This is a genomic window from Enhygromyxa salina (genome assembly GCF_000737335.2).
In the GTDB taxonomy this organism is placed as follows: Bacteria; Myxococcota_A; Polyangia; order Nannocystales; family Nannocystaceae; genus Plesiocystis; species Plesiocystis salina_C.
On the sequence record NZ_JMCC02000029.1, the window covers coordinates 168,113 to 192,562 of the forward strand.

At 66.4% G+C, this 24,450-nt stretch carries 22 protein-coding genes; 11 read left to right on the plus strand and 11 right to left on the minus strand.

The window, feature by feature from the left end; translation table 11 throughout:
- Window positions 1-4 precede the first annotated feature (4 nt).
- Complete coding sequence (locus tag DB30_RS12800; RefSeq protein ID WP_153258308.1) at window positions 5-172, plus strand: hypothetical protein; 168 nt, start codon at window positions 5-7, stop codon at window positions 170-172.
- Between the two features lies 1 nt (window position 173).
- On the opposite strand, the gene DB30_RS12805 is transcribed toward DB30_RS12800, so the two are convergent.
- Both DB30_RS12805 and DB30_RS12810 read right to left on the minus strand, forming a co-directional pair.
- Complete coding sequence (locus tag DB30_RS12805) at window positions 174-2,648, minus strand: serine hydrolase domain-containing protein (protein WP_146658640.1); 2,475 nt, start codon at window positions 2,646-2,648, stop codon at window positions 174-176.
- A gap of 35 nt (window positions 2,649-2,683) precedes the next feature.
- Complete coding sequence (locus DB30_RS12810; protein WP_052548698.1) at window positions 2,684-3,307, minus strand: hypothetical protein; 624 nt, start codon at window positions 3,305-3,307, stop codon at window positions 2,684-2,686.
- A gap of 54 nt (window positions 3,308-3,361) precedes the next feature.
- Here DB30_RS12810 and DB30_RS12815 point away from each other — a divergent pair, with 54 nt between their 5' ends.
- On the plus strand, window positions 3,362-3,538 hold the full coding sequence (locus DB30_RS12815) for a hypothetical protein (RefSeq protein WP_153258310.1): 177 nt from the start codon (window positions 3,362-3,364) through the stop codon (window positions 3,536-3,538).
- A 46-nt stretch (window positions 3,539-3,584) separates the two neighbouring features.
- Here DB30_RS12815 and DB30_RS12820 read toward each other — a convergent pair whose 3' ends face one another.
- Together DB30_RS12820 and DB30_RS12825 are read right to left on the minus strand one after the other, a co-directional pair.
- Window positions 3,585-4,637, minus strand: a complete 1,053-nt coding sequence (locus tag DB30_RS12820; protein ID WP_052548699.1) for a tetratricopeptide repeat protein — start codon at window positions 4,635-4,637, stop codon at window positions 3,585-3,587.
- Window positions 4,638-4,640: 3 nt separating this feature from the next.
- Window positions 4,641-4,880 (minus strand): hypothetical protein, encoded by a 240-nt coding sequence (locus DB30_RS12825; protein ID WP_052548700.1) that lies wholly within the window; start codon window positions 4,878-4,880, stop codon window positions 4,641-4,643.
- 53 nt (window positions 4,881-4,933) lie between these two features.
- On the opposite strand from DB30_RS12825, the gene DB30_RS12830 reads away from it, so the two are divergent.
- Window positions 4,934-5,545: an Ig-like domain-containing protein gene (locus DB30_RS12830; protein WP_052548701.1), complete on the plus strand. Its 612-nt coding sequence runs from the start codon at window positions 4,934-4,936 to the stop codon at window positions 5,543-5,545.
- A 31-nt stretch (window positions 5,546-5,576) separates the two neighbouring features.
- Here the strand turns inward: DB30_RS12830 and DB30_RS12835 are convergent, their stop codons facing one another.
- Window positions 5,577-7,679: a dipeptidyl-peptidase 3 family protein gene (locus tag DB30_RS12835; protein ID WP_052548702.1), complete on the minus strand. Its 2,103-nt coding sequence runs from the start codon at window positions 7,677-7,679 to the stop codon at window positions 5,577-5,579.
- Window positions 7,680-7,784: 105 nt separating this feature from the next.
- Here DB30_RS12835 and DB30_RS12840 point away from each other — a divergent pair, with 105 nt between their 5' ends.
- The 3 genes from DB30_RS12840 (at window position 7,785) to DB30_RS12850 (ending at window position 10,151) form a co-directional block, all read left to right on the plus strand.
- Entirely contained in the window at window positions 7,785-8,474 is a 690-nt protein-coding gene (locus tag DB30_RS12840; RefSeq protein WP_165703736.1) for a head GIN domain-containing protein, read from the plus strand.
- A 171-nt stretch (window positions 8,475-8,645) separates the two neighbouring features.
- The gene (locus tag DB30_RS12845) at window positions 8,646-9,704 is read left to right on the plus strand and encodes a Rieske 2Fe-2S domain-containing protein (protein WP_052548704.1); all 1,059 of its coding nucleotides are present in this window, start codon (window positions 8,646-8,648) and stop codon (window positions 9,702-9,704) included.
- Window positions 9,705-9,758: 54 nt separating this feature from the next.
- Window positions 9,759-10,151 (plus strand): TraR/DksA family transcriptional regulator, encoded by a 393-nt coding sequence (locus DB30_RS12850; protein WP_146658642.1) that lies wholly within the window; start codon window positions 9,759-9,761, stop codon window positions 10,149-10,151.
- 160 nt (window positions 10,152-10,311) lie between these two features.
- On the opposite strand, the gene DB30_RS12855 is transcribed toward DB30_RS12850, so the two are convergent.
- The gene (locus DB30_RS12855; RefSeq protein ID WP_240480223.1) at window positions 10,312-10,872 is read right to left on the minus strand and encodes a hypothetical protein; all 561 of its coding nucleotides are present in this window, start codon (window positions 10,870-10,872) and stop codon (window positions 10,312-10,314) included.
- A gap of 472 nt (window positions 10,873-11,344) precedes the next feature.
- On the opposite strand from DB30_RS12855, the gene DB30_RS12860 reads away from it, so the two are divergent.
- From DB30_RS12860 to DB30_RS12870, 3 genes are read left to right on the plus strand one after another with little or no spacing between them, the layout of a single operon-like run.
- Window positions 11,345-12,730, plus strand: coding sequence for an aldehyde dehydrogenase family protein (locus DB30_RS12860; RefSeq protein WP_165703737.1), 1,386 nt, complete (start codon window positions 11,345-11,347; stop codon window positions 12,728-12,730).
- Between the two features lie 27 nt (window positions 12,731-12,757).
- Window positions 12,758-14,119 carry a glutamine synthetase family protein gene (locus DB30_RS12865; RefSeq protein WP_052548708.1) on the plus strand — a complete coding sequence of 454 codons (1,362 nt, stop codon included), beginning with the start codon at window positions 12,758-12,760 and terminating at the stop codon, window positions 14,117-14,119.
- A 7-nt stretch (window positions 14,120-14,126) separates the two neighbouring features.
- Window positions 14,127-15,311: an iron-containing alcohol dehydrogenase gene (locus DB30_RS12870; protein ID WP_052548709.1), complete on the plus strand. Its 1,185-nt coding sequence runs from the start codon at window positions 14,127-14,129 to the stop codon at window positions 15,309-15,311.
- Window positions 15,312-15,342: 31 nt separating this feature from the next.
- Here the strand turns inward: DB30_RS12870 and DB30_RS12875 are convergent, their stop codons facing one another.
- The 5 genes from DB30_RS12875 to DB30_RS12895 form a co-directional block, all read right to left on the minus strand.
- The gene (locus DB30_RS12875; protein ID WP_146658643.1) at window positions 15,343-15,687 is read right to left on the minus strand and encodes a hypothetical protein; all 345 of its coding nucleotides are present in this window, start codon (window positions 15,685-15,687) and stop codon (window positions 15,343-15,345) included.
- A 57-nt stretch (window positions 15,688-15,744) separates the two neighbouring features.
- The gene (locus DB30_RS12880) at window positions 15,745-16,719 is read right to left on the minus strand and encodes a hypothetical protein (RefSeq protein ID WP_146658644.1); all 975 of its coding nucleotides are present in this window, start codon (window positions 16,717-16,719) and stop codon (window positions 15,745-15,747) included.
- A 352-nt stretch (window positions 16,720-17,071) separates the two neighbouring features.
- Window positions 17,072-17,953, minus strand: coding sequence for an HNH endonuclease family protein (locus tag DB30_RS12885; RefSeq protein ID WP_165703738.1), 882 nt, complete (start codon window positions 17,951-17,953; stop codon window positions 17,072-17,074).
- A gap of 136 nt (window positions 17,954-18,089) precedes the next feature.
- Window positions 18,090-20,435 (minus strand): spermidine synthase family protein, encoded by a 2,346-nt coding sequence (locus tag DB30_RS12890; protein WP_052548712.1) that lies wholly within the window; start codon window positions 20,433-20,435, stop codon window positions 18,090-18,092.
- Between the two features lie 9 nt (window positions 20,436-20,444).
- Window positions 20,445-21,617 (minus strand): sulfotransferase family protein, encoded by a 1,173-nt coding sequence (locus DB30_RS12895; protein ID WP_052548713.1) that lies wholly within the window; start codon window positions 21,615-21,617, stop codon window positions 20,445-20,447.
- 45 nt (window positions 21,618-21,662) lie between these two features.
- Here DB30_RS12895 and DB30_RS12900 point away from each other — a divergent pair, with 45 nt between their 5' ends.
- The gene (locus DB30_RS12900; RefSeq protein ID WP_052548714.1) at window positions 21,663-22,361 is read left to right on the plus strand and encodes a hypothetical protein; all 699 of its coding nucleotides are present in this window, start codon (window positions 21,663-21,665) and stop codon (window positions 22,359-22,361) included.
- Window positions 22,362-22,404: 43 nt separating this feature from the next.
- Complete coding sequence (locus DB30_RS12905; protein ID WP_052548715.1) at window positions 22,405-24,444, plus strand: hypothetical protein; 2,040 nt, start codon at window positions 22,405-22,407, stop codon at window positions 24,442-24,444.
- Window positions 24,445-24,450 lie beyond the last annotated feature (6 nt).

The following is a 24,450-nucleotide window of genomic DNA, read 5'->3' on the forward strand; positions in this document are numbered from 1 at the left end:
TGACTTGATTCGCGCCGACGAGATCCTCGCGGCGGCCGGCGACGCCGAGCGCGGGGATCTGGTCGCCACGCAGATGGGGGTGATCAACATCAACCCCGCGAACTCGACCGCGACCTCGTGGGATGGTCAGAACGACATGACGATCGTGCACGTCGTCTATGAGGTCGAGTAGGTCAGGGCATGGGCGCGAAGCGGTCCGCCTGCTCGGCTTGCTTGGTGTGGACCGCGTCGATCGTCACCACGCTCGTCCCCGTGTGTGCATTGCTCGACTCCATGCGAAACGGCAGCCGCAGGCCCTTGACAGTGCGGTAATCCGAGAGCTTGACGGTCGTCGGGATCCGCAAGCCCCCAGCCGCCAGCTCCTGGGCGTGAACCTCGAGCACGTCGCCGGTCTTGGCGTCCACGTGGATCCGCGTGCTGGGCAGCTCGCCGGATCGCAGCTCGATGACATGCACGTCGCCCGCTTCGCCCGGCTCGGTCCGCAGGATCGTCTCGGACTCGTAGTAGTCGCGCCAATCCCCAAACATCACCCGCGGGTGGTCGAGCACGGTCTGGGCGAGGATCAGGCCCTGAAGCTGGTGGCGCGGCTCGAAGCTCGACTCGGCCCAGCCTTCGCTCGCGGCGGCGTCGCCCCCACTTGGGTACAGGACCAGCATCGAGCCACCCACCGGGCCAAGGTTCGTCTCTTGGCGCAGCCGCCCCGCGAGGTCAAACCATACCTGGGCGGTCCCGCCCACGCCCGCGTTGATCAGGTCCACGTGTTGCTCGAAGTGAACCAGCCCGGCCTTGATGAGCGCCTGCTTGCGCTTGTCGGTCTTGCGCTGCTTGTGCAGCTGCTCGAGGGTGATCACGGCCTTCTTGCCCGCTTCGCGCACGAAGCTGGTTGGCTTGCCGTCTTGAAACAAGTTCATGCCCACGACCTCGTTGGCCCGCTTGCCCTCACCCATCTTGAAGCTCACGAACAGGTCAAACTTGACGCGAAAGTGATAGTCGCCCTGCGCGTCTGGGGGCTCGAGGTCGAACACCATCTGCCCGGGGATATCCACGGCGAGCCGGCCGTTGTGGATCAGGACCTCCACGGTCATGCCCTCTTCGGCCCGGTAGTGGCCAAGGTAGGGCCGGACCTGCGCGGCGTCGACCTCGGGCGCCAGCGTCACGCCCTCGCGCAGCAGCTCGAAGTCCATCCCAGCTTGGTGCAGGCGCAGCGCGATCACCTGCCCGTCGGCGTCTTCGTCAAACGAGATCGCAACCTCGTCGGTCGCCTCGAACACGCGCCAGTCTTCGTCATCGGGGGGATTGAGCGTGTACACGGTCTGGCCGGGCACATCGACGGCCAGCTTGCCGTCCTTGACCACGACCGTGAACGGCTTGCCGTCAAACCCAGGCATGCCCGAGTCGATCCCGTAGTTGCCCAAGAAGCGCGAGAAGTCCTCGCCGCTGCCGGGGTGGACCGGCAGGTAGGCATCTGTCAACAGCGCCTCCCAGACGATCCCGTGGCCGGTCTCTTGCAGCGGCGTCATGCCAACGTTGGTCAGCAGCACGACGCCCAGCCCGTCATCGGGCAACATGGCGACTGACGCGGAGAAACCATCGATGTTGCCGCCGTGCTCGACCAGCCTGTGCCCTTGCCACTCGCGCAGCATCCAGCCCATGCCGTAGTCCATGCCGGGCGTGATCTGGATCTGGCCGGTCTGGGTCTGCGCGAGGGCGGCCTCGCTGACGAGGCGCTGACCTTCGAACTCGCCGTTGCCAAGCTGAAGCCGCAGCCAGCTGGCCATGTCGAGGACCGTGGAATTGATCGCACCAGCCGGCGCGATCGCGGTCAGGTTGCGCATCGGGGCGGGCTCGAAGCTGTCGAGATCCTCGCGCCAGGTGTAGCCAAGCGAGAGCGCCGGATCGGCCTGGGTGGCGGCGAACTCAACGGTGGTGTGGGTCATGCCAAGCGGATCGAGCAGCCGGGTCTGCAGCAGCTGCTCCCAGGGCATCCCAGCGACCTTGGCGCTGGCTTCACCGGCCGCCATGTACGTGACGTTGTTGTAGTGAAATTCCTTGCGAAACGGCGCGACGGGCAGGGCCTTGGTCGCGTAGCCAAGCACTTGCTCGCGCGTGACCGCGTTGGCGGCCCACAGCACGCCCATGCGTGCGAAGCCCGAGCGGTGCGCGAGCAGGTCGCGGATCGTCACGTCGTCGTCGTCGTTGACCGCGTTGATCTGCAGCGTGAAGTCCGGGAGGTGACGCGTGACCGGATCGTTCCAGCTCATCTTGCCCTCGTCGACCAACATCCCGACCAGCGTGGCGGTGAACGCCTTGGTCGACGAGCCAATCGCGAACACGGTCTCGGGCGTGACGGGGGTGTTGGTGTCCATGTTGGACACGCCAAACCCATGCGCGTAGATCAGCTCGTCATCTTTGACGATAGCGATAGCCATCCCGGGCACATGGCTCTCGATCCGCGCGGCTTCCAGCCGTGTCTGTAGGTAGGCCAAGCGCGCTTCGAGCTCGACCTGGGCCGGATCTTTGGCGACAGCGGGCGCGGTGTCTGGGGTCTCGAGCGGTGGCTGTGGTTTACACGCAATAACCAGGACCACCGTGGCGAACAGGCCAACGAGTTGAACACGGGGCCGCGCGAGGAGCTGTGAAGCACGCATGGCGCGGAGTATAGGCCACTCCGGTGGGCCGTGATTCACCGATACATGCCAGCCGGCGGCGTGCCGAGCAGGCGCTCGACGTGCCCGAGGTGGGTGGCGGCCTCGTGGCGCTGTTCGTCCGACAAGGCCTCTTCGGACTCGACCCCCGCCAGCATTGCCGTGATTGGCCCAAGCCCGATGCCAAGCTCGGCGAGCTGATCACGGTCGTTCGGGGCCAAGCCTTCGAAGCCGCGCCGCCAGTCCCACAGCATCCGCACGCCCTCGCCGGGCTCGACCGCGTCGCTGAGCCCAACGCGAGCCAGGCGGGTCTCGGCGTAGAAGTTTGCAAGCGCGCCGTGGAGGTGGTCGGGCGAGGCCCGCTCGTCCTCGGCCTCGGCGAGCGCGAGCCGGGCGGCCTTGAAGTTGGTGTTGATCCGCCGCAGCGCGAGCAGGGTGATCGGCGACAGCAGCAGCGCGATCATCATGATCGCCAGCCACCCCGCGTGGACCAGCGAGCCGGCGCCCTGCAGCACGCCAAGCGCGACCGACAGCGCGACCCAGGCCGTCACGACCATCACGTTGAGGGCGCTCGCCCGGCGCCGGAGCTGCCGCTGGGAGGCGTCGCGGGCACGGGCAAGCAACCTGGGATGCTTGGTCGGGCGGTCGAGCGCGGTGGACATTGCAGCTATCCGCTGGCGCGAGGGGTCTCGCTCGCGGACAGTATTTGTACACTGGTGTTCACCACCTACGATCCCAAGCTCGATCGCAAGGTCGCGGCCAAGCTGGTGCGCCGCCTGTCGGCTCGTACTAGCCCCAAATCATTCACCTTTTCCAATTCAGCGCTTGATTTGGGACTAGACGGGCATCCAACCACATGTGAAAACTCGCAAAATATTGATAAAAATCAATGACTTGCGGAAATTTGACCACAGTCGAATCGAGGGCTGTGGATAGCCCTCAGGGATAGCGCTGAGGTCGGGGGAGCGCGCCCGCGAGGATTTGGTCGATCATGCGCTCGAGCCCTGCAGTCACTTCGTCGTCGGGCTCCATGTTCCGCGCGCGGGTGACCTCGGCTTTGGCCGCCTCCATGTCGCCAGCGATCACCAGCGCGAGCGCGAGGTTCGAGCGAATGCCAGCGTCCTCGGGATGGAGCTCGCAGTTGCGGCGATTGAGCTTGACGGCTTCGCTGCCGCGACCAAGGGTCAGGCACTGGCCCGCGTACTCTCGGGCGACATCCACGTGGTCGGGGTTGTCATGGTAGGCGGCGCGGAAGGCCGCGTAGGCCCCTTCGGCGTCGGGCAACGAGCGCCGCGCGAGGCCGACGTGGAACCACACCCGCCACGGCTCATCGCAGATCTGCGCGAGCTCCTCGAGCGTTGCAAGGCCCTTTCGCAGGCGCCGCCGCTGCAGCCAGCTCAGCGGCTTGGGATGGACGTCAAAGCTCAGGAGCTCGCGCATCGCCGACGCCGTGGCTCGAAAGCGCTGCTCGTGCTCGGCGGTTGCCGGCGGCTTGCGAGTGGTGCGCCCGCGGAAGAGCTCGCGCTGCAGCTGCTTGTCCCAAAAAACATCGACGTCGCCCTCTGTGCGCAGGAACTCCAGCCGGTCGCGCGCCTGTTCGGCGCTCATGTTCAAGATCGTCCCGTTGGGCCGATAATTCATGGGGACCACCAGCGGCTCGGGATCGCTGCCGCGCAGCCAGATCGCCTGCGCGCCGCTGTAGCGCCCCTGCTCGAGCCAGCTACACGCGTGGCGCCACGGCCCCTCGGGGCCCATGATCGCCACATCCTGATAGCTCCCGCCGCGCTCTCCCTCGAGGCCGCGGCCCTCGAGATCACGCACGAACGCGGCCGCGTCGTCGCTGTGCATGAAGCCCACACAGCACAAGTTGCGGTCGACGCAGGCGACCGCGTTGGGCGCGACTTGGAACCACGTGCGGACGCCGTCCTCGAGCTTGGCCTCGACCACAGCGCGGCGAGCGATCACCTCCCAGGCCTGGGTTAGCACGGCCATTGGCTAGGTCGCCCCCGCGTCGTCTTCGGCCTCGAACACGACCACGATGTCGCAGCCGCCAAGGGTCATGCGCACGTGGCCCTCGTTTTCGCCAAGCTTGGTCATGATCGCCCCGCCAGGACGGATCTCCTTGACCCTTCTTCCAAGCGCGAGCTGACGATTGACCGCCTCGATGCCAAAGAACGCGACGCCTTGGACGGGGTCGATGCGGATGCCCAGTTCGTGCGTGTCGCTGTCCGTCATGTAGCGAGAGCCTACACCACGATCCCACCTCGGTTGACGTGATATGAAAGGACATGCGCTCGACCAAGGGACTCCTGCTCCTCGGCTTGATCGGAGCGGTCGCGCTCGTCCCAGCGGGTGCCCAGGCCCTCGATATTGCGTTTGACAAGTCCGTGGCCTGGTTCGTGGCGCCGCTGCCAAACGCCAGCTACGAGGGCGCGCCCGTGACGATCGACGCCGAGGTCGAGGTTCATCAAGGTCTCGATGACGCCGGGATCTCCACGATCGAGGTCTTCGTCAACGGCGAGTCGATCGGCTCCCAAGACTGCGTCGCCAGCTGCGTGTTTCCCAACATCGAGCTCGACCAGGGTGTCCACGAATTCCAGCTCACGGCCAGCAACGGATACACCACTGGCGTGACCGTGTACGTCGACGAAGAGCTCCCGTCCGGCGAGACCGGCGACGACACCGGGGACACGGGCGGCGAGTCCGGCGAGACGGGCGACGACGCTGGTGAGACGAGCGGCGGTTCCGGCGGCACGAGCGGCGACTCGGGCGAGACGAGCGGCGGCTCCGGCGGAGCGGGCAGCAGTCGTGGCTGCAGCGTCGAAGCCGGGCCGCCCCTGTGGGCCGCCGCAGGACTGGGCCTCCTCGTCCTGCTGCCGGGGTTTCGCCGCAAGTCCTGAGCCCCCCGAGGGCCCCGAGGGGGGCGGGAACTCAGTTCCAGGTCGGCAAGAACGAGTAGCGGTCGGCGTACTCGAGCATCTGCGCCGCGAAGTCGGTCGGGTACTCCAGCACCACGTCGGTGATCTGGTCCCCGTCCATCACCGGCACCAAGCGCGGCTGAATGAACCCGCTGTAGGGCGGAATGTTCAGCGCGTCGTAGCGGCGCTTGACCTCTTCGTGCAGCTCGCGATCGACCTTGACCCCGTAGGTCTCGATCAACGCCTTGCCGGCCGCGAAGTCGCCCTTGGACTTGATCCGCTGGATCTCGCGCAGCAGCTCGCCAAACAGCACGCGCAGCTTGTCGTAGTCGTTGATCACGAAGTAGGTCTTGCCGTCGCGGACCTTCTTCTCGATCACGTTCTCGGCCTTGCCCTTCTCGTAGGCCCACGCGGCGACCATCTGGCGGTTGCGCATGTGTGACTCTTCAACCTGCTCGCCCAGCTCGAGGCGCGAGAGCTGGACCATGAGCCCGCCGCGGATGTAGCTGTCGTACTCGGCCTTGCCGACCTCGATCGAGGGCATCAGGCCCAGCTCGATCAGGCGCGGATCCATGGCGTAGTACAGCGCGACCAGATCCGCGCGGCCCTCTTCGAGCGCGCTCGCGTAGCTCTTGAGCGTCTCTTTGGGGGTGCCAACGCCGGGCTCGATCTGGCCCGACGCGTGGCCGATCACCTCGTGCATGTCGACGTGGAGCTTGTGCGCGAGCGGGCCGTGCTCCCGCGCGCGGGCGAGCTCGGCCTCGTCCCAGGTGAACTCTTCGAGCAGCCCGTTGCCCTTGCCGGCCATGTCGTAGGCCTCGACGATGTTGCCAAGGTTGACCGACTTGCTGCCGTGCTGGGCCCGGATCCAGTTGGCGTTGGGAAGGTTGATCCCGATCGGCGTGCTGGGTGCCGCGTCGCCGCCCTCGACCACGACGGTGATCACCTTGGCCGAGATCCCAACGACGTTGGCCTTCTTGTGCTCGGGCAGCAGCGGCGAGTTGTCCTCGAACCATTGCGCCTCGGCCGAGATCGCCGCGATCCGCTTGCTGGCCTGCTTGTCCTTGAACGAGACGACCGCCTCCCAGCTGCCGCGGTAGCCGAGCGCGTCGTCGTAGACCTCGATGAAGCCGTTGACGGTGTCGACCTGCGACTCCACGTCGCCGACCCACGCGATGTTGTAGGCGTCGAATTTGGCGAGGTCGCCGGACTGGTAGTAGGCGATCAGCTTCTCGAGCACGTCGCGCTGCTTGTCGTTCTCTGCGACCGCGCGGGCCTTGATCAGCCAGCCAACGATCTCCTTGATCGCGGGGCCGTACATGCCCTCGGCGTACCAGGTCTTCTCGACCAGCTGCTTGCCCTCGCGGACCAGCTTGGAGTTCAGGCCCCACGACACCGGGGTCGGGTTCTTGGGGTCGCCCTTTTTCTTGTAGTAGGCCTCGACGTCCTTGGCCTTGATCCCGTCACCGTAAAAATTGTTGGCCGAGTCCGCGACTGGATCCGCGCCGTCGTCCCGGTTGGTGCGCTTGGCGGCGATCTTGGGGTCGAACATGATCGGGCCGAGCTTGGCCAGGAACTGATCCACGGTCTCGCCCTCGGACAGCGGCAGCGTGGCCGGATCGAGCGCGCGCACGGTCGCCTCGAACCACTCGCGCGAGAAGCCCGGGACCAGCTTGCGGCCCGAGTAGTGGTGGTGGATCCCGTTCGAGAACCACACCCGCTTGGTGTAGACCGTGAGCGCCTCGAAGTCGGGGCTGGTCCGCTCGGCCTCGTAGGTGGTCAAGATCGCCTCGAGGGTCCGGCGCACCGCCAGGTTGCCAGCAAATTTTTGATCGTAGGCGATGTCGCGGCCAGCGAGCGCGGCCTCGTACAAGAAGTACAGCAGCTGCTTGCGCTGAAGATCCAGCTCGTCGAAGCCCGGGACCTCGTAGCGGAGCACCTTGATGTCCGCGAACTGATCGACCGTCCACTCGACCTGCTCGACCTCGGCGACCGGCGCGGTGTCGTTGGTGTCGGCGGGCGCGGCGTCGGGTGTGACCGCGGCGGGCTCGGGCTTGCACGCGAGCAGCGTCAGAGCGAGGGGGAGGCACGACCAGCGACGAAACGAAGAGCGCATGCGGGATCGGTGCCATCGATACCCGCCGGCGTCCAGTCCGGGAGAGGGCTTGTCGCGCAGGGGCCCAGTAGGCAGCATGCTGTCATGCTGGAGGCGAGGCCGCTCATGCTCGAACAAGTCAAACTGTCATCCTCCAAGGCCGGGCTCATTGCGAAGCTCGGTGTGTTGGGTGCGGTGGTGGGCGCGCTGAGCCTGAGCGCATGCACGCTCGAGGGCAGCGGCACCGCGAAGAGCGAGCTGCGCGAGCTCGACAGCTTTGACGCGATCGAGCTCGGCGGCGTGTTCACGCTGGTCGTCCACGTCGCGCCCGGAACCACGCAGAAGGTCGAGGTCAGCAGCGACGACAACATCGTCCCGAAGATCCTGACCACGGTCTCGGGCGGCGAGCTGGATCTGAGCGTTGATCACCGGATGGTGCATCCCGAGCACCCCATGAAGGTCGAGGTCTGGGTGCCGTCGCTGACCAAGATCGACGCCAGCGGTGCCTCGAAGATCGAAGTCACCGGCCTGCACGGTGAGCGCTTTGAGCTCGATCTGTCGGGCGCGAGCCAGTCGACCCTCGCGGGCGTGGTCGATCACTTCGAGCTCGACAGCTCGGGCGCGGCCAAGCTCGAAGCGCGGGCGCTGCAGGCCACCACGGTCGAGCTCGATCTTTCAGGGGCAGGCCACGCCGAGGTCTGGGCTTCCGACAGGCTCGACGCAGAGGTCTCGGGGGCCGGCAAGGTTCGCTATTGGGGCGATCCCAAGCAGGTCAACCGCGACGTCTCGGGCTCGGGCAGCGTCGAGCCCGGCTGACCCCCGGCGCGCGTGGGTGTGGATCTTTCGCGTGCGGGTGCCAACACCCATTCAGCTGGCCGCTGAAGCACGCCCATCTCAAAGCGCGTTTCACGACACACCGCGGCTGGCAGCTGTCAATGCCGGTCGCTTAGAGTGTGCTCGGTGTCACAATTGCTACCGTCCACCACGATGCGCGAGGCCACCTACCCCCGCGGCTTCCCTGACAGCTGGTACCGGCTCGCCGCGTCGAGCGATCTCGCCGCTGGCCAGGTCAAGTACGTGGAGTGCCTGGGCAAGCAGATCGTTGTCTTTCGCAGCGAGGACGGCAAGTCGGTGACGGCGATGTCTGCGTTCTGCCCTCATCTGGGCGCAAACTTGGCTGGCGGCTGCGTGAAGGGGGAGCGGCTCGAGTGCCCGTTCCACCGCTGGCAGCTGTGCAGCGACGGGCGGGTTGGCAAGATCCCGTACTCCGAAAAGCTGCCTACCCGGGCACGGCAAGAGACCTGGCCGATCCGCGAGCGCTACGGGCAGATCTTCATCTACCACCGCGGCGGCGGGGAGCTCAACGACTGCGAGCAGGCGCCGCCCTACGAGATCCCCGACATCCCCGAGGTCGACGACGGCCGCTGGGTCTACCGGGGCCGCCACGACGGCAAGACGGTGCGCATGCACCTGATCGAGTTCGCCGAGAACAGCGTCGACTTCGCCCACTTCGCGCCGATCCACAGCGAGATGTTCGTGCCGTGGACGGGCATCAAGGTGCCCGGGATCAAGGTCGAGCACGAGGCCGACTGGGAGCCGGACGCCGAGCAGCCGCACCTGGCCTACTTCAAGAACAAGGCGGTCTTGCACGTGCTCGGCCGCCTCGTCGAGCGCACCCGGGCCAGCGCGCTGATCACCTTCGTGGGGCCGGGCAGCGTGGTCACGTTCCGGTTCAAGATCCCCGACGTGGGCGAGATCATCATGTTCCAGACCCACCTGCCGATCAGCGCGATGGAGCAGAAGGTCGACTTCTTGTGGTACGCGGACAAGACCATCCCGCGGCTGCTCGTCTCGTATGTGGTCGGCAACTGGGTCTCGCAGTGGGCCGCCGACATCGACATCTGGGAGAACAAGGTCTACCTCGACAAGCCAACGCTGGCCGCGGGGGACGGGCCGATCCATCGCATGCGGCGCTGGTACAAGCAGTTCTACCCGACCGTCGAACCCGACGAGACCGCCCCCACCCGCCTCGCGGTTTTGGTCTAAATTGACCCCATATAGGCCTTGGGCCGCGGGGGGGAGATCGTGGACAATCGGGGGATGGACGCCAGGACCCGCAAGCGGCTGCGCGAGCGCCTCGTCAGCTTGCGCGATGAGCTCTTGACCCAAGGCAGCATGGACATCCCGCCCGCCCGCACGGACGTGGTCAGCACGCCCGACGACGACGAGGCACCGCTGACCCACATGACCCAGGCGATCGCTTCGAACCGCAACCGCGAGCGCGCGGATCGGCTCGAGCAGATCCGCGAGGCGCTCGCGTTAGTTGACGAAGACCCCGAGCAGTTTGGCCTGTGCGAGGTCTGCGAAGAGCCGATCAAGCCGCGGCGACTCGAGCTGATGCCGTGGGTTGTCCTGTGTGTCGCGTGCCAAGAGAAGCACGAGCAGGAACATCGCAGCCCCGGCAGTCGCAAGCACCTTGGGGACTTTCAATGACCCCCACATGGACCTTGGACTTCGCCGACTGCAGCCGCTGACGCGTCTGGTCGCTTCGCTCCTCGGGGCCGCTTGTGCGCGGTCGTATGTGTGGCCCCCTTGAAGGGGGCTTTCAATGACCCCCACATGGACCCCTCACATCGAGACGGGGGGGCGCGGCTCAGACGGTCTGCATGTAGAAGCGATAGGCGGCGTTGTCGTGCAACATCGCGGCGCTGCTCAGATTGCAGTTGGCGGGCGTGCCCTCGAGGTTGAGCACGGGCATCGAGTTGTGCCCGTATGCGTAGGTGCTGCCGTTGAACGAGCTCTGGTAGAACTGGGTATTGCTGCCCAGCTTGAACGCGTAGAGCCGATACGCGTTGTTGTCATGCAACATCATCCAGCGGGCCCAGTCGGTGTCGGATGGGAAGCCGGTGCAGGTCAATGTCGGGATCGCTGGCGGCTGTGCGTACTTGTAATTGCTTGTACCCGGCACATACAGAAACTGGTACAGCGTGGTCGGATCGCCAAGCCGGCGCAGGTAGAGGTGGTACAGCTTGCCGCTGTGGACCATGCTGAAGCTGCCAGCGTCGGCGTCGGCGGGGATGTTGGTCAGGGTCAGCTCGGGGATCGAGTTGTGCCCGTACGCGTATGACTTTCCATTCCACGCGAACTGATAGAGCTTGTTGTTGGTGCTGCCCTTGAAAAAGTACATTCGATAGTTGCTGCCATCATGCAGCATGGACCACCGGCGGTAGTTGGTGTCGGAGGGCGCACCGGTAATCGGTATATTGGGGATTGAGTTATACCCAAATCGATAACTGGTCGTGCCCGGAACGTATGCAGCTTGGTTGACTGAGATCATCTGAATCCTCGCTTGTTTAGCTTGGGCACCACCGCCCGCGAACCTAAGCTATACGCTTGGGGCGTTACGGGCCATTGAAAACGCGCGGAGCGCACGAATTGCATGCGTTGACATTCATGCCTCGAGTCGCGAACTTGCTTTCAGCTCGGGCGAGAGCTCCTCGCCCGCTTGCGGACGCCGCTCAGACTGGTTCACCGCGGGCAGCGAGCCCGATTGTTGATCGCATTGCCAGTGGCGCTAAGCACGCGAGTGGGTTGTGCCGTCGGCTTGGCGACGGGGCGCGGATCTGGCCTCGCGGAGCGATCGGCCCCCTCGGAAAGATCTGGCGACTAGGGCTATGCTGCCGCGGATGCCAGAGCCCATCGTCTCGCCGATCGACGGCCAGGTCGCCTACGAGTTCGAGTACCTCGACGAGGGTGCAGCCTTCGCCGCGGTCGAGCAAGCCCACGTCGCGCAGAAGCAGTGGCGCAGCACCAGCCTCGACGAGCGCGCGCGTGTGTGCCTGGACATGCTCACCGCGTTCGAGGCCAACCTCGATCAGTACACCCGCGAGATCACCACGATGATGGGCAAGCCGCTGGCCGAGGCCCGCGGTGAGGCCCGGACCATGCGGGGGCGGATCGAGGCGCTGATCCAGCTGGCGCCGGCGGCCTTGGCTGACGAGCTGCTGCCCGAGCTGCAGGGCTTTCGTCGGGCGATTCGGCATGAGCCGGTCGGCGTGGTGCTCGACATCGCGGCGTGGAACTACCCGCTGGTCGTGCCGATCAACGTTGTCGCTGGGGCGGTGCTGGCCGGAGACGCGGTGTTGCTCAAGCACGCCCCCCAGACCGCGCTGTGCGGCCGCCAGCTGGCCCAGAGCTTCGCCAGCGCCGGCGCACCGAAGGGCCTGGTCACCGACTTCATGTGCACGCACGACACTGTCGCGCGGGTGCTCGACAGCCGCCGGGTGAACCAGGTCGCGTTCACGGGCTCGGTCCGCGGGGGCCACGAGGTCTACCGGGCCGCGGCTGCGCGCAACTTCATCGGCGTCGCGCTCGAGCTTGGTGGCAAGGATCCGGCCCTGGTGCTGCCGGACTGCGACTTTGACTTCACCGTGCCCAACCTGGTCGAGGGCGCGTTCTACAACGCCGGCCAGAGCTGCTGCGCGGTCGAGCGCGTCTACGTGCACGAGCAGATCTTCGATCGCTTCGTCGAGGCCTACGTCGCCGAGGTCTACGCGTTGAAGCTGGGCGACCCGCTGGCGGAGGGCACCACCTTGGGCCCGGTCGTGGACGCGCGGGCGGCCGAGCGGGTCGAGCGGCAGGTTCAAGAGGCGATCGCGGCCGGGGCCCGGCAGCTGATCGACGCCGGCAAGTTCGAGGTCCCGGATCGCTCGCCCTGCTACCTGGCCCCGCAGGTGCTCGTTGACGTGGATCACTCGATGGCCGTCATGCGCGACGAGACCTTTGGGCCTGCGATCGGGCTGGTCAAAGTTCGCGATCACCAACACGCGCTCGAGCTCATGAACGACTCGCCCTACGGCCTGACCGCGTCGATCTGGTCGCGCGACGACGAGCGGGTCGAGCAGCTAGCGAGCGCGCTCGAGGTCGGGACCGTGTTCCAGAACCGCTGCGACTTCTTGGATCCGCAGCTTCCGTGGGTTGGCGTCAAGGACTCGGGCCACGGCGTCTCGCTGTCCCACTTGGGCCTGCGCGCGCTGACGCGGCCCAAGAGCCTGCACTTTCGCCGCCGCTAGACCCACCACCGCCCAGGCAGACCCACCATGCACTTCCAGGACGTCGACCAACTCACCAGCTTCCTCGACGAAGAGTCGATCCGCTTTCACAAGGTCGGCGTGTTCGACATCGACGGCGTGTTCCGTGGCAAGTACATGGACCGCGACAAGTTCGAGTCGTCGCTGCGCAAGGGCTTTGGGTTTTGCGACGTGGTGCTGGGCTGGGACAGCAACGATCAGCTGTTCGACAACACCCAGGTCTCGGGCTGGCATACCGGCTACCGCGACGCGCCCGTTTCATTGGATCTGAGCACCGTTCGCAAGATCCCGTTCGAGGACGACACGATCTTGGTGATTGGTCAGTTTGACGGCGACTACGAGGGCGTGTGTCCGCGGCGGCTGCTTGGGCGCAGCATCGCCAAGGCCAAGAGCATGGGCTTTGGGGTCCGCGCGGCGCTCGAGTACGAGTTCTTCATGTTCAAAGAGACGCCCGAGAGCGCGCGGGCGAAGGGCTACCGGGATCTCGAGCCGCTGACGCCGGGCATGTTCGGCTACTCGATGCTGCGCTCGGGTGTGCACGCGGAGCTGTATCACGAGCTGCTCGAGAGCATGGAGCTGCTCGAGTGTCCGATCGAGGGGCTGCACACCGAGACGGGCCCGGGGGTGATCGAGGCCGCGCTGCGTCACGACGAGGCGCTCGCGGCTGCGGACAAGGGCGCGCTGTTCAAGACCTTCACCAAGATCCTCGCCCAGCGCATGGGGCTGATGGCAACCTTCATGTCGAAGTGGAGCAACGAGTACCCGGGCCAGAGCGGGCACATCCACATCTCGCTCGAGGATCATCAGACCAAGAAGAATGTGTTCTACGGCGGCGACGATCCCGAGGGGTTGTCCCAGACGATGCGGTGGTTCATGGGCGGGCAGGTCGCGCTGCTGCCCGAGCTGCTGCCGATGATCTGCTCGACCGTGAACGCGTACCGGCGCTTGGTGCCAGGCATGTGGGCGCCGACCCACGCCAACTGGGGGATCGAGAACCGCACCACCGCGATGCGGGCGATCCCCGGCGGGCCAAACAGCACCCGCAGCGAGTGTCGGGTTGGGCCGGCGGACGCCAACCCCTACCTGGCCCTGGGGGCGGCGCTGGCGAGCGGGCTGTGGGGGATCGAGAACCAGGTCGAGCCGCCGCCGGTGATCGTGGGCAGCGCGTACGCCAACCCCAGCGCGGCTGGCGAGCCCTTGCCTGGGACCCTGGGCGAGGCCACGCGCAAGTTCAGCGAGTCCAAGGTCGCCCGCGAGCTGTTTGGCGACGCCTTCGTGGATCACTTCGCGGCCACGCGCGACTGGGAAGATCGGCTGGCACGAAAGCACGTGACCGACTGGGATCTGGCCCGCTATTTCGAGATCATCTAGGCCGCACATGAGCACCAACGAACCCGTAGGCAACTTCAACTACCCGACCCCTTACCGGATCGGTCGGGGTCGGATCCGCGAGCTCCCGGATGCGTGTCGGGCCCTGGGGATCAAGCGCCCGTTGATCGTCACGGATCCGGGGATCGTCAGCTTGCCGTGGTTCGCCGAGATCGAGCGCAACCTGTCGCGCCCGGCGGACCTCAACGGCAAGGTGTTCTCGAAGGTGCAACCCAACCCAACCGGCGACGACGTGCGCGCTGGGGTGACGGCGTACCGCATGCACATCAGCGATGGTCTGGTGTTGGTTGGCGGCGGCTCGGCGCTGGACGTTGGCAAGTGCATTGCCTTGATGGTGAACCACAAGGGCACGGTGTTTGACTACGAGGACGTGGGCGACAACTGGACCCGCGTCGACCCAAGCAAGATGCCGCCGAAGATCGCGGTGCCGACCACCGCGGGCACGGGCTCCGAAGTTGGGCGTGCCTCGGTGATCGTGAACGAGCAGCACCAAAAGAAGGTGATCTTTCACCCGCGCATGCTCCCGGAGCTGGTGATCGCCGATCCGGTGCTGACCTTTGGGCTGCCCCCGAAATTGACGGCGGCGACCGGTATGGACGCGTTTGCCCACTGCTTCGAGGCGTTCTGTGCCCCGGGCTATCACCCGATGGCGGACGGTATTGCGCTCGAGGGGATGCGGCTGATCAAGGACAATTTGCTCACGGTCTATGAGCAGCCGCAGCACCTCGAGGGGCGCACACACATGTTGATGGCCGCGACCATGGGCGCGACTGCGTTTCAGAAGGGCCTGGGCTTGGTCCACGCGCTCAGCCACCCGCTTGGGGGGGCGACGAACGTGCACCATGGCACGGCCAACGCGATCTTCTTGCCCTACGTGATGATGTTCAACCGCAAGGCGATCTCCGCCAAGATGGACACGCTGGCGCGGGTGTTGGAGATCCCCACGGCAAGCAATGGCTTTGATGCGGTGCTGGGTTGGATGATCGAGCTGCGCCGGGCCTTGGATCTGCCGCATACGCTCGAGGGCGTGGATGGCTTCTCGGAGTCCATGGCCGCACGCTTGGCCCCGCTGGCGGTGGCGGATCCCACGATGGGCGGCAACCCGATCCCCGCGGACGAGCGGGATTGTGAGCGGTTGTTCATCAAGGCGCTCGAGGGTGATCTGTCGGCGTGACGTGGTGTGGGTGCCGCCAGTTCAAGGCTCCTCAGCCAGGTGAGGGCGGGTGGAAGACCTCCGCGAGTGTGCGGGCGGTCAACGCTTGATCGAGCCAGTGCTCGAGCAGCGGGAGATCGGTGCAGCGGGAGATCTGTTGTTGCCGAGCGTCATCGAGCGCGAGGCCGCGACGGCGGAGCACTCGCTGTAGTACTTGGCGCGCTTGGAGCTGTAGGCCTTCTTCGAGGCCTTCCTCGTGGCCTTCCCGATGCCCGCGGACGTAGTAGGCGCCGGTCAACTCCATGGGACCGAGCGGGTCCGCCTCGTCGATGTCCCGAATCTCTTGCGGGATCCGAGCGAGCTGACGGCTTCTCCGAGTCCATGATCGATTGTTCATCAAGGCGCTGACGGGCTCTCTGGGTTAAGTGGTGTCCGCTCTGCTCGCCGGAACCCCTCAGCCAGGTGGGGGCGGGTCGAACACCTCCGCGAGCGTGCGAGCGGTCAACGCTTGATCGAGCCAGTGCTCGAGCAGCGGGAGATCGGTGCAGCGTTCGATCTGCTGTTGCCGAGCGCCAGCGGGCTCGAGGCCGCGACGGCGGAGCACCCGCTGTAGTACTTGGCGCGCTTTGAGCTGTAGGCCCTCTTGGACGCCCTTCCGGACGCCTTCTTCGAGGCCGGCCTCGTGGCCTTCCCGATGCCCGCGGACGTAGTAAGCGCCGGTCAACTCCATGGGCCCGAGCGGGTCCGCCTCGTCAATGTCCCGAATCTCTTGCGGGATTTGGTCGAGCTGTTCTTGTTTCAGACTGGCGAGCACGAGGTCATGATAGATCCGACGTTCATCAAAATCCAGGTCCGATTTGGCGAGTGCTTCGAGGGTGGCACACGCACAAGGCACAGCGTGCTCCGATCGTGCCTGAAATACTGAAGTGAGCACGGCCAATGGGATATCGGCGAGCGCCAGTTGCCATTGTGTAATGGGTGGCAACATACTTGGATCAACGAACCACGGTGATGCGCGGGGTTCTTTCAAGAACATCTTCTGGGCGCGGCGCCGAACCCCGGGATCCGGCGCGAACACCATTGTCCAACCGCGGCACTCGAACAAGCGGCGAACACCCGCGGCGTAGGTGAGCCAGGAGTAGTACTTACTCTTGTCGTCGTAGGTCTGGATCTCGAGGGCGAGACCGGCGACCCGGACCGGCTTTCGGCGCCCAGAGCGGGTCTGGATAGGCTCGAGGACGGCTGCGACCACGTGATCCGCGTAGACGATGTTGTCGAGGCGCGCGGGTTCGGGGAGCTCGTTGGCGGCGGCCTCGAAGTTTTTGCAGGATTCTGGGATCGGATCATCGAAGTTGCGAGCGAGCGAAAACACGAGCTCGGGATGGCGCTTGACCAGATACAATAGGCCTTGGTGGATGGGGCTCGGCATGTGTTTTCGATGACATACCTTGGTGTGTGAGTGCAAGTGAAGTGCGGGTAATTTGTAAGGTTAATAGTGGCCCGTATTCGGGCCACTTCTATTTGGGGGTCAAAGTGGCCCGAATTCGGGCCGCCTGACTCAATGATGCTGATGCAGTCGGTTGAGAGTGGCCCGGATCCGGGCCACCGTGCTCGGATGATGTTCGCATACCAACGGTGGCCCAGATTCGGGCCACCGTGCTCGTATGGATGCTCGCATACCGAGGGTGGCCCGGATCCGGGCCACCCCGAACCCAGTTGCCTGCTGGGAGGGTGCGGGCAACCGGGACGGCTGGCAACGCAAAACCTAGCTGCTTCAACAGTCACCCATCGCAAGCGCAGCCCGACGGCTTCGTGCAATTAGAGGTCGCGGCGATGCAACTATCACCGCATGCCTTGCCCTTCTTGCAGACTCGACAGCACACACGCTCACTCGGCTCCGCTGGCACGGTTTGCGCGGTGGGCTTGGCCCCACGCGGCGCCGCGTCATCCTTGCTGGTGCGGCGCTGCGTCTGCGGCAGCGGGGGGATCCGCCCGGCCTCGCAGGTCTCGAGCGCCTCACCGATCGCCGCGGCTTCGGCCTGGTTCATCCCCAGCCGCCAACGCTGCTTGATCGTGACCCAGTCGCGCACATAGCTGCAGCGATAGTCCTCACTCGTCGGTAGCCACGCCTCTGGGCCCTTGTCGCCCTTCGAGCGGTTGGCGGCGTACTCGACCGCGACGAGGTGCTCGCCGTGCTCGAGGTCGTTGGCGTAGCGGCGTCGCTGCTCTGTCGTCCAGGTCGCGGCGCCGCTGCGATGGGCGTTGGCGAGCGGGACGAGGTGGTCGACGTCGAGCAGGTGGACCTCGCGGATGATCTTGCCGGTGTAGGGGCACTGCCAGCGGCCCACGGCGACCTCGCAGCGGCGATCTTCTTCGAACCCGATCGGCTCGTAGGACTCGTCGATCAACACCTCGGTGCGGGTGTCCTGGCAGTCGTGATCGGCGTCGATCCAGTGCGGCCAGTCCGTGCGCGCGTAGGTGATCGCGGGCTCGGTCGAGGCGAGGGCGCTCGCGGCCGGCCGGCGCAGCTCGGCGGTGTGGTGCGAGTCCGAAGCGACAACGGCCTGCTCGATCTGCGCCGCAGGGGGATCCGCTCGCGTGGCCGAGGGATCGCAGCCAAGCACGAACAGCAGCGCGACCCCGAGCCCGCGAGTGGTGAGCATGGACGATCCTATCCCGGGCGCAGCCCCGGTTGAAAGCAGTTCGCTGCCTTCGGTGAACCAGTCTACGAATCCCGGTTGCAAGCGGGCGAGAAGCCCTCGCCCGAGCTGAAGACAATCGCCACCCGGGCGGACCTGCTCAGTCAGCTCGCCGAAGCCAGCGGCCCCCAGCCAGTGCATACCCGACCGCAAACACAAACAGCGCGACGTAGCCCAGGGCGGCCTGATGCAGCAGCCGGTCAAACCCCAGATCGATCATCGCCGCGAGCGCGTAGGCGGAGCCGACGACGCTCGACAGCGTGCTGAGCCCGTAGCTGATCGAGACGGTCTGCGCGCGATCCTGATCGATCAAGCACGAGACCAAGTGCGGATAGAACAGCCCGAGCACGACCCCGAGCGGGGCGATCGCCATCGTGGCGAGCACGAGCTTGAGCGCGACCGGAAGGTGCAGCAAGTTGCCGACCATCGCGTCGAGCACCAGGGTCACCAGCACGACCGCGGCCGCGGCCAGGCCCGCGAGCACGCGGGTGTCGTGCAGCCGCGCGAGCCGAGGATAGATCGCGCTGCCGATCCCCGAGGTCAGCAAGAACAGCGACAGCACCGCGGCCATGCTCAGCAGCGGCTGGGTCAAGAACAGCTCGAGCTTGGCCATGATCGCGACCTCGCAGAGCATGAAGCAAAACCCCGTCAACACCAGGTACAGCAGCACGGGGGCGGGCGCTCGCGACTCGCGGCGCAGCGAGGCCACGCCAATGAAGACCACCGCGATCATCGACAAGACGACGACGGTCGTGACCTTGATCCACGTCACGTACCACGACAGCGACTCGCGCTGCTCGGCGGTTGGGATCAGCTTGTAGTTGGGCAGATCCAGGTCGCGCATGAACGGGCGATCATCGGTGAAGACGTCGCCTGTCGCCTCGCCTTCGATCAGCTCCCGGTACGCGGCCGTGCGCTTGTAGCCCTGCCGCGGGAGATAGCGGATCTGACGGCTGCGCTTGGCGTGGTGGGTATTGACGAATTCGATCGCGCGATCGAGCTCCGCCTGCGTGAAGCCGTCGGGCGCGATGATCATGTCATCGTTGGAGTGCCGCGAATCGACGATGATGACCTTGTCCTGAAAGTTGGCGATACCCCGGCGCTCGAACACGTGGCGCATGTTCGAGATCCGCTTGTTGAGCGGCTGGTGATCAAACACGATCAGCCCGCCCGGCGCGAGCAGATCCAGATAGGTCTCGTAGGCTTCAACGGTGTCGAGGTACTTGGTCGTGTGGCCCGTGACGGCGGTCGTCGCCGCGTTGGAGCCCATGTAGATCAGGTCGTACTTGGTCCCCGGTGGCCGCGTGGTCAAGAAGTGCCGGCCCTCGTCGATGACCAGCTCGATGTGATCCTTGTCCAGGAACTCGGCGATCCGATGCTTCTTCAGGGCTGGCGTCTCGCGGCCGAGCTGCTCGACGAGGCCGTTGAGCTCGACGCCGGTGATGGGCGTGTCTCCGGCCGTGAACCGATCAATCGAGATCATCTCGGCGCCGGTGCCCGCGAACATGACAAGGATGTTGGTGGGCTCGCGCCCGAGCACCCACGGGGCCTCGCGGCCCTCGAACGCTTTGGGCTGCGCGGGCTCGCGGGTGGGCTTGTAGCGCCAGACCCGGACCGCGCTGCGCGAGTTGTTGTGGATGATCGTGTGGCTCTTCTTGCCCTTGCTGCTGGTCACCTCGACGACGGCCACGCGCGAGTGCTCGTTCCACCCGTGGGCGATCTCCACGGTGGCCCCGATCCCCTCGAACCGGGCGTAGTCGACGCTACCGTCGGCCCACGCGACCAAGCGCTCGGCCCCGACCGCGAACACCAAGGTTGCGACCACGGCGATCAGGCGCGCGCGGGAAGTGTCGAGCGAGAGCACCAGCGGCACGAACGACAGCACAATCAGCACGACGATGACGGTGGGCAGCCCGCCAAAGTGAAACGCAACGGGTGTCATCGCGCAGGCCAGCGCGGCGCCAAGCAGATCTGCGGCGTAGATCGAGCCAATGTCGTCACGCCGCAGCTGGTAGATCGAGGTGAGGATCCGGCCAAAGCTGTGAAACGGGAGCAGCATGACGACCACGAAGATCGCGGTCTTCTTGGCCAGGTAGCTCAGCTGCCCGACCGTTGCGTTGGTCGCCGTCACCGGCATCACCCAGCTGAAGAACAAGAACGCGAACAACAGCCCGCCCACACACAGCCCAACCAAGACCGCCAGCGCCCGCCGCAGCGAGAACCGCTCGATCGAGCCGGGGACCAGGTGGACGTGAAGGCTGCCCAGCGCGAGGCCCAAGAACGCGATCGGCAAGGCCAGGTACGCGTTGTCGGCTCCGAGGTGAAAGTCGACCAAGCGCGCCAGCACCAGCTCGAACATCAGGCAGCACAGGGCGGTCGCGAACACCAACGCGCGATAGTTGGTGGGTTGTGGAGCGGTGGATGGTTCGCTGGAGCGATCGTGCATGCGGTGGACTCAGAGGTGCCGGCCAAACCGCGCTCGATACGCGGCGAAGTACTCGTCGATGACCTCTTCGGTGAGCCCGAAGTCATCGAGCGAGTACTGGTGTCGGCCAAGCTTGTGCTGACGGTTGCGCTCGAGCCACTCGCCGGCCTCCTCGACCGCGACCCCGGTCGCGTCAAAGCCCAGCTGGGCGCCGAGCTTGCGAAGCGTCGCGCCGGGCGAGGCCACGAGCTCGCGGTAGGACAGATCGATGAACCGCGCCGCGGGTAGCTTTTGCCGGGCCTGCTCGAGCGCCGTGAGCCCGTGGTCGAGGATGTACAGGCAGAACCGGCCGATCTCGGCGGGGCGCCGGGGCGAGTCGGCGTCAACGCTCTGCAGGCTCTCGCACAGGCTCGCAAACGAGGGCACGACCTGGGCCGGCTCACGATGCAGGTGGACGATCGTCGCGTCGGGGTAGACCGCTAGCAACGCTTCGGTGTGCCACATGTGAAACGGATCTTTGAGCGCGAGCCGGGGCAGATCACCCTGCAGCCGCTGGCGGCGATGCAGCAGCGCCCGCAGCCAGCGTTGGTGGTCGGCGTAGGCCGGGCGCATGTCGGACGAACTCAAGAACTGGACGTAGCTCGGCACGTACCAGGTGAACGCGTTGGCCATGGTCGAGAAGCTCTTGCGCAGCAGCAAGTTGCACTGGTCGGGCCACTCGGGATCCATTGGGTGGATGCTGCGAAAGCTGGGCGCGGCGGCGTAGAGCGCCTCGATCATCGCGTGGGTGTCGTCGCGCTGCTGCTGCGCCCACGCTTCGTCGTTGACGTTGGCGGGGGGGATCGGGGATCGCAGCTGCCACAGCGGCGGCGCCCACAAGCCCTCGACGCGGGCGAGCAGGTTTTGCAACAACGTCGTGCCCGTGCGCGGGAACCCGGTGATCACGATCGGGCGCGACACGGGGAGCGCGGTGATCGAAGGTTCGCGGCGCTCGAGCTCGGCTAGCGCGACGCGATCACCAAGCAAGGCGATCAGGCGCTCGTGGGTGTGCGCGAGCCCGGCGGGGGACAGCCGGGCTTCCTGGGTCAAGGCCTTGGTCAGAGCCGCGAGCGCGGGCTCGAACGCGGGCTCGAGCGGCGCTTCCACGGCGAAGCGCTGGGCGGCGGCGCCAAGGAGTTGCTGCGCGTCGAGAGAGAGAGCCACGCCAAACTATACCGGAGCCGCCGCGCGGCGAGGATATGCTGTGGCGTGCTCGCGGCGGTATGGGTCTGGGCTGCGATCAACCTCGCGCCGCCAGACGAGGCGGAACTCCCGGAGCCGGCAGACCCGTCGGCGCAGCCAGAGCAGCCAGACCCATCGGTCGCGGGTGGGGTCCTGCAGATCTCGCCGCTTGGTGTCGCGGTCCCCGGTGTCGGCGCGACCAACGACCTGCGCGCGCTCAATCGCGCCGTCCAAGCTGGGTATCGGTGGGGCTTCTCGGTCGGGGTCGCGCTCGAGCCCGTGAACCACCTGCTGGTCAGCGTCAGCGCTGGCTTCAACCAGACGATCTGGGTGTTCGACAACGACGTCGACTACCAGCTGTGTTTTGCCAACGACTGCTTTGGTACGACCGAGCGCGGACTGGGTAACCTGATCCGCGTGGGGCCCGAGCTGCGCGTGGGCTGGACGAGCCGCTGGTGGATGGCGTGGGCGTTGCTGGGGGCCCACGTCGGGGTCTCACGGGTTCGTCTGTCTTGTGACAACAGCGTCGAAGTGCACTGCGATCGCAACGAGACCGACGTGGGGGCTGGGCTCGGCGGCGGGTTGGGCTTGGCGATCCGGCCGCTGCCGCGCTTCGCGATTGGGCTCGAGAGCGCGATCGTGCACACCTGGCTGGATCGTCGCGATGATCCCTTCGAGGCCGCGCGCGCGTGGGAGCTTGGATTCGTCGCCGTGATCGGATTTTGAGCGCTGGCTGGTTCAGCGCGGGCAGCCAAGATAGTGTCGCGCGATGCTTGGCTCTCGAGATCGTCGTGTACCGCGTCTGAGCGCGTTCGTCTGTGTCGCGGCGCTTGGGTTGGGCGGCTGCCAGGGCCGTGGCAAAGACGGCGGTGCGAACGCGGAAGCCGGCGAGGAAGGCTTGGCCGATGGCGGCAGCGCGCGGGCCAAAGACGACCGGATCCCCGCGCTCTCGGGCGCCGCGGTCGGCCTGCACCCGGGCTACCTCGAGGGCGGCATGATGTTCGCGAGCTGGCGGGCAGGGGCGATGCAGCAGGTGTTGCAGTCGCTGCCAATGTCACCGCGCGAGGCCAAGGACGTGGCGGAGATCGGGATGGTGCTTGGCGCGGATCCACGGGTTGACGACGTGCTCGCCCACCTTGGCGTCGACCCCAACGCCCGGATCAGCATGTCCGTGCGCCCGGTCGTGACCTGGGTCGACGAGCTCGAGGCGGCGCTGGCGAGTGACAGCCCGGCGACGCGAGAGCTGACCGGTCGCGGAGGTGACGACTACGCGGACAGCCGCCCGGCCGCAGAGGTGCTCCCGTTTGAAGACACCGGCCTCGACGGACAGATCGAGCCGATCCCCGTACCCCCGCCCCCGCCGTTGTCGCCGGCCGCCGTCGCGCTCAATCGCAAGGCCAAGAGCCTTGGTGTGCATGTTCGCGTCCACCTGCCGATCGCCACCCCCGGCAAGATCGACCACATGATCAGCCTGCTGAGCAGCCAGGTCCGGGACGCCAAGTGGGCGGCCACGTGCGCGGCGCTGGGGCCCGTGCGCGCGTGTGGGGGCCAGAGCGACAGCGTGGTGGTGCTGCGCGACGTGCCGGGTGGGCTGCAGCTCGACTGGCTGTTCACGTTCACGGGCGACTACGACCACCCCGACGACGAGTTCCGCCGCGCGGCGATCCAGGAAGCCCTGGCTGCGCCAGCGACGACCGCTGCTCCAGCGCTCGCGGCGTTGCGGGGTGACGCCGTGCTCCTCGTCGATGGGCCGGGCGCGGTCGCGACCATGCGCGCGGCCGCGGTCAGCAACGCGATGTGGAACCTGGGCAGCGGACACGATCAGAGCGACTGGGTCGAGCACAGCCGCGCGCGCGCCAAGGTGATCCAGCGCCTGCACGAGACCGAGCGGATGTTCGAGGGCGTGAGCGTGGAGCTGCAGCTCGATGGCGACAGCGCGGTCGCGACCGGCAGGTGGCTCCCGACCGCGCTCGGTCGCAAGCGCATGGCCGAGGTCTTCGAGCTGACGCAGATCGACGCCGACGTGCCCAGCGTCGCTGCGCTGTGTGACGGCGCGCTGGTGTGCGGGCGCAGCCGCGGGCTCCCGGATCGCAAGCGCTTCGCCAGCTTGGCGACGGGCATCTACGCCGATCCCAACCAGCTTGGCCGCGAGCTCGACGACCACGAGGACGAAGCCGCCACCGTGCTGTTCCTCGAGACCTGGCCCAACGCGATCGGAACCGTCGCGCGGCTGCCCGGCAACACGTTCCAGCCGCCCGAGTCCTTCATCGTCCAGAACGTCATGGACGTCGCTTCGCGGGTGCTTGGGGCCGGGTTCTCGATTCGCTCGTTGAACGAGACGCGCCACACCGTGACGGGGGACTGGGTCGGCTACGCTCGCATGACCGCCGCAGATCTCGCGGCCGTGCGCGGGTTCTTGCAGATGGCCGACTCACGACTGTCGCCGGTGTCGATCCCCGAGGTCCCCGGCCGCGTCGAGTTCACGCCGATCCCCGACAACGACGTGTCGGGCAATTTCTATGCGATCCACGATCCCGCGGCGGCGACCGGCGAGTGGGGCTGGGCCGTCCTCGCCGACAGTGATGACCGCGTGCGCTGGCTGGCTGGGCGCGGGCACGACGACGGCTCGGTGCCGCTCGTGTACCTCGAGGTCGGGGATCTGTGGCGGCTCGTCGCGTCGTTCGAAGAGGGGCGCCGGGATCTTGGCTTCGCGCAGAGCTGGCTGTCGCGTCGGTGGGTGCGCGGGCAAGTCAGCCTGGGTGAGGGCGGCGCGCCCGAGCTTCGCGTGGCGATCGGCAAGCTGGACTGAGCGATG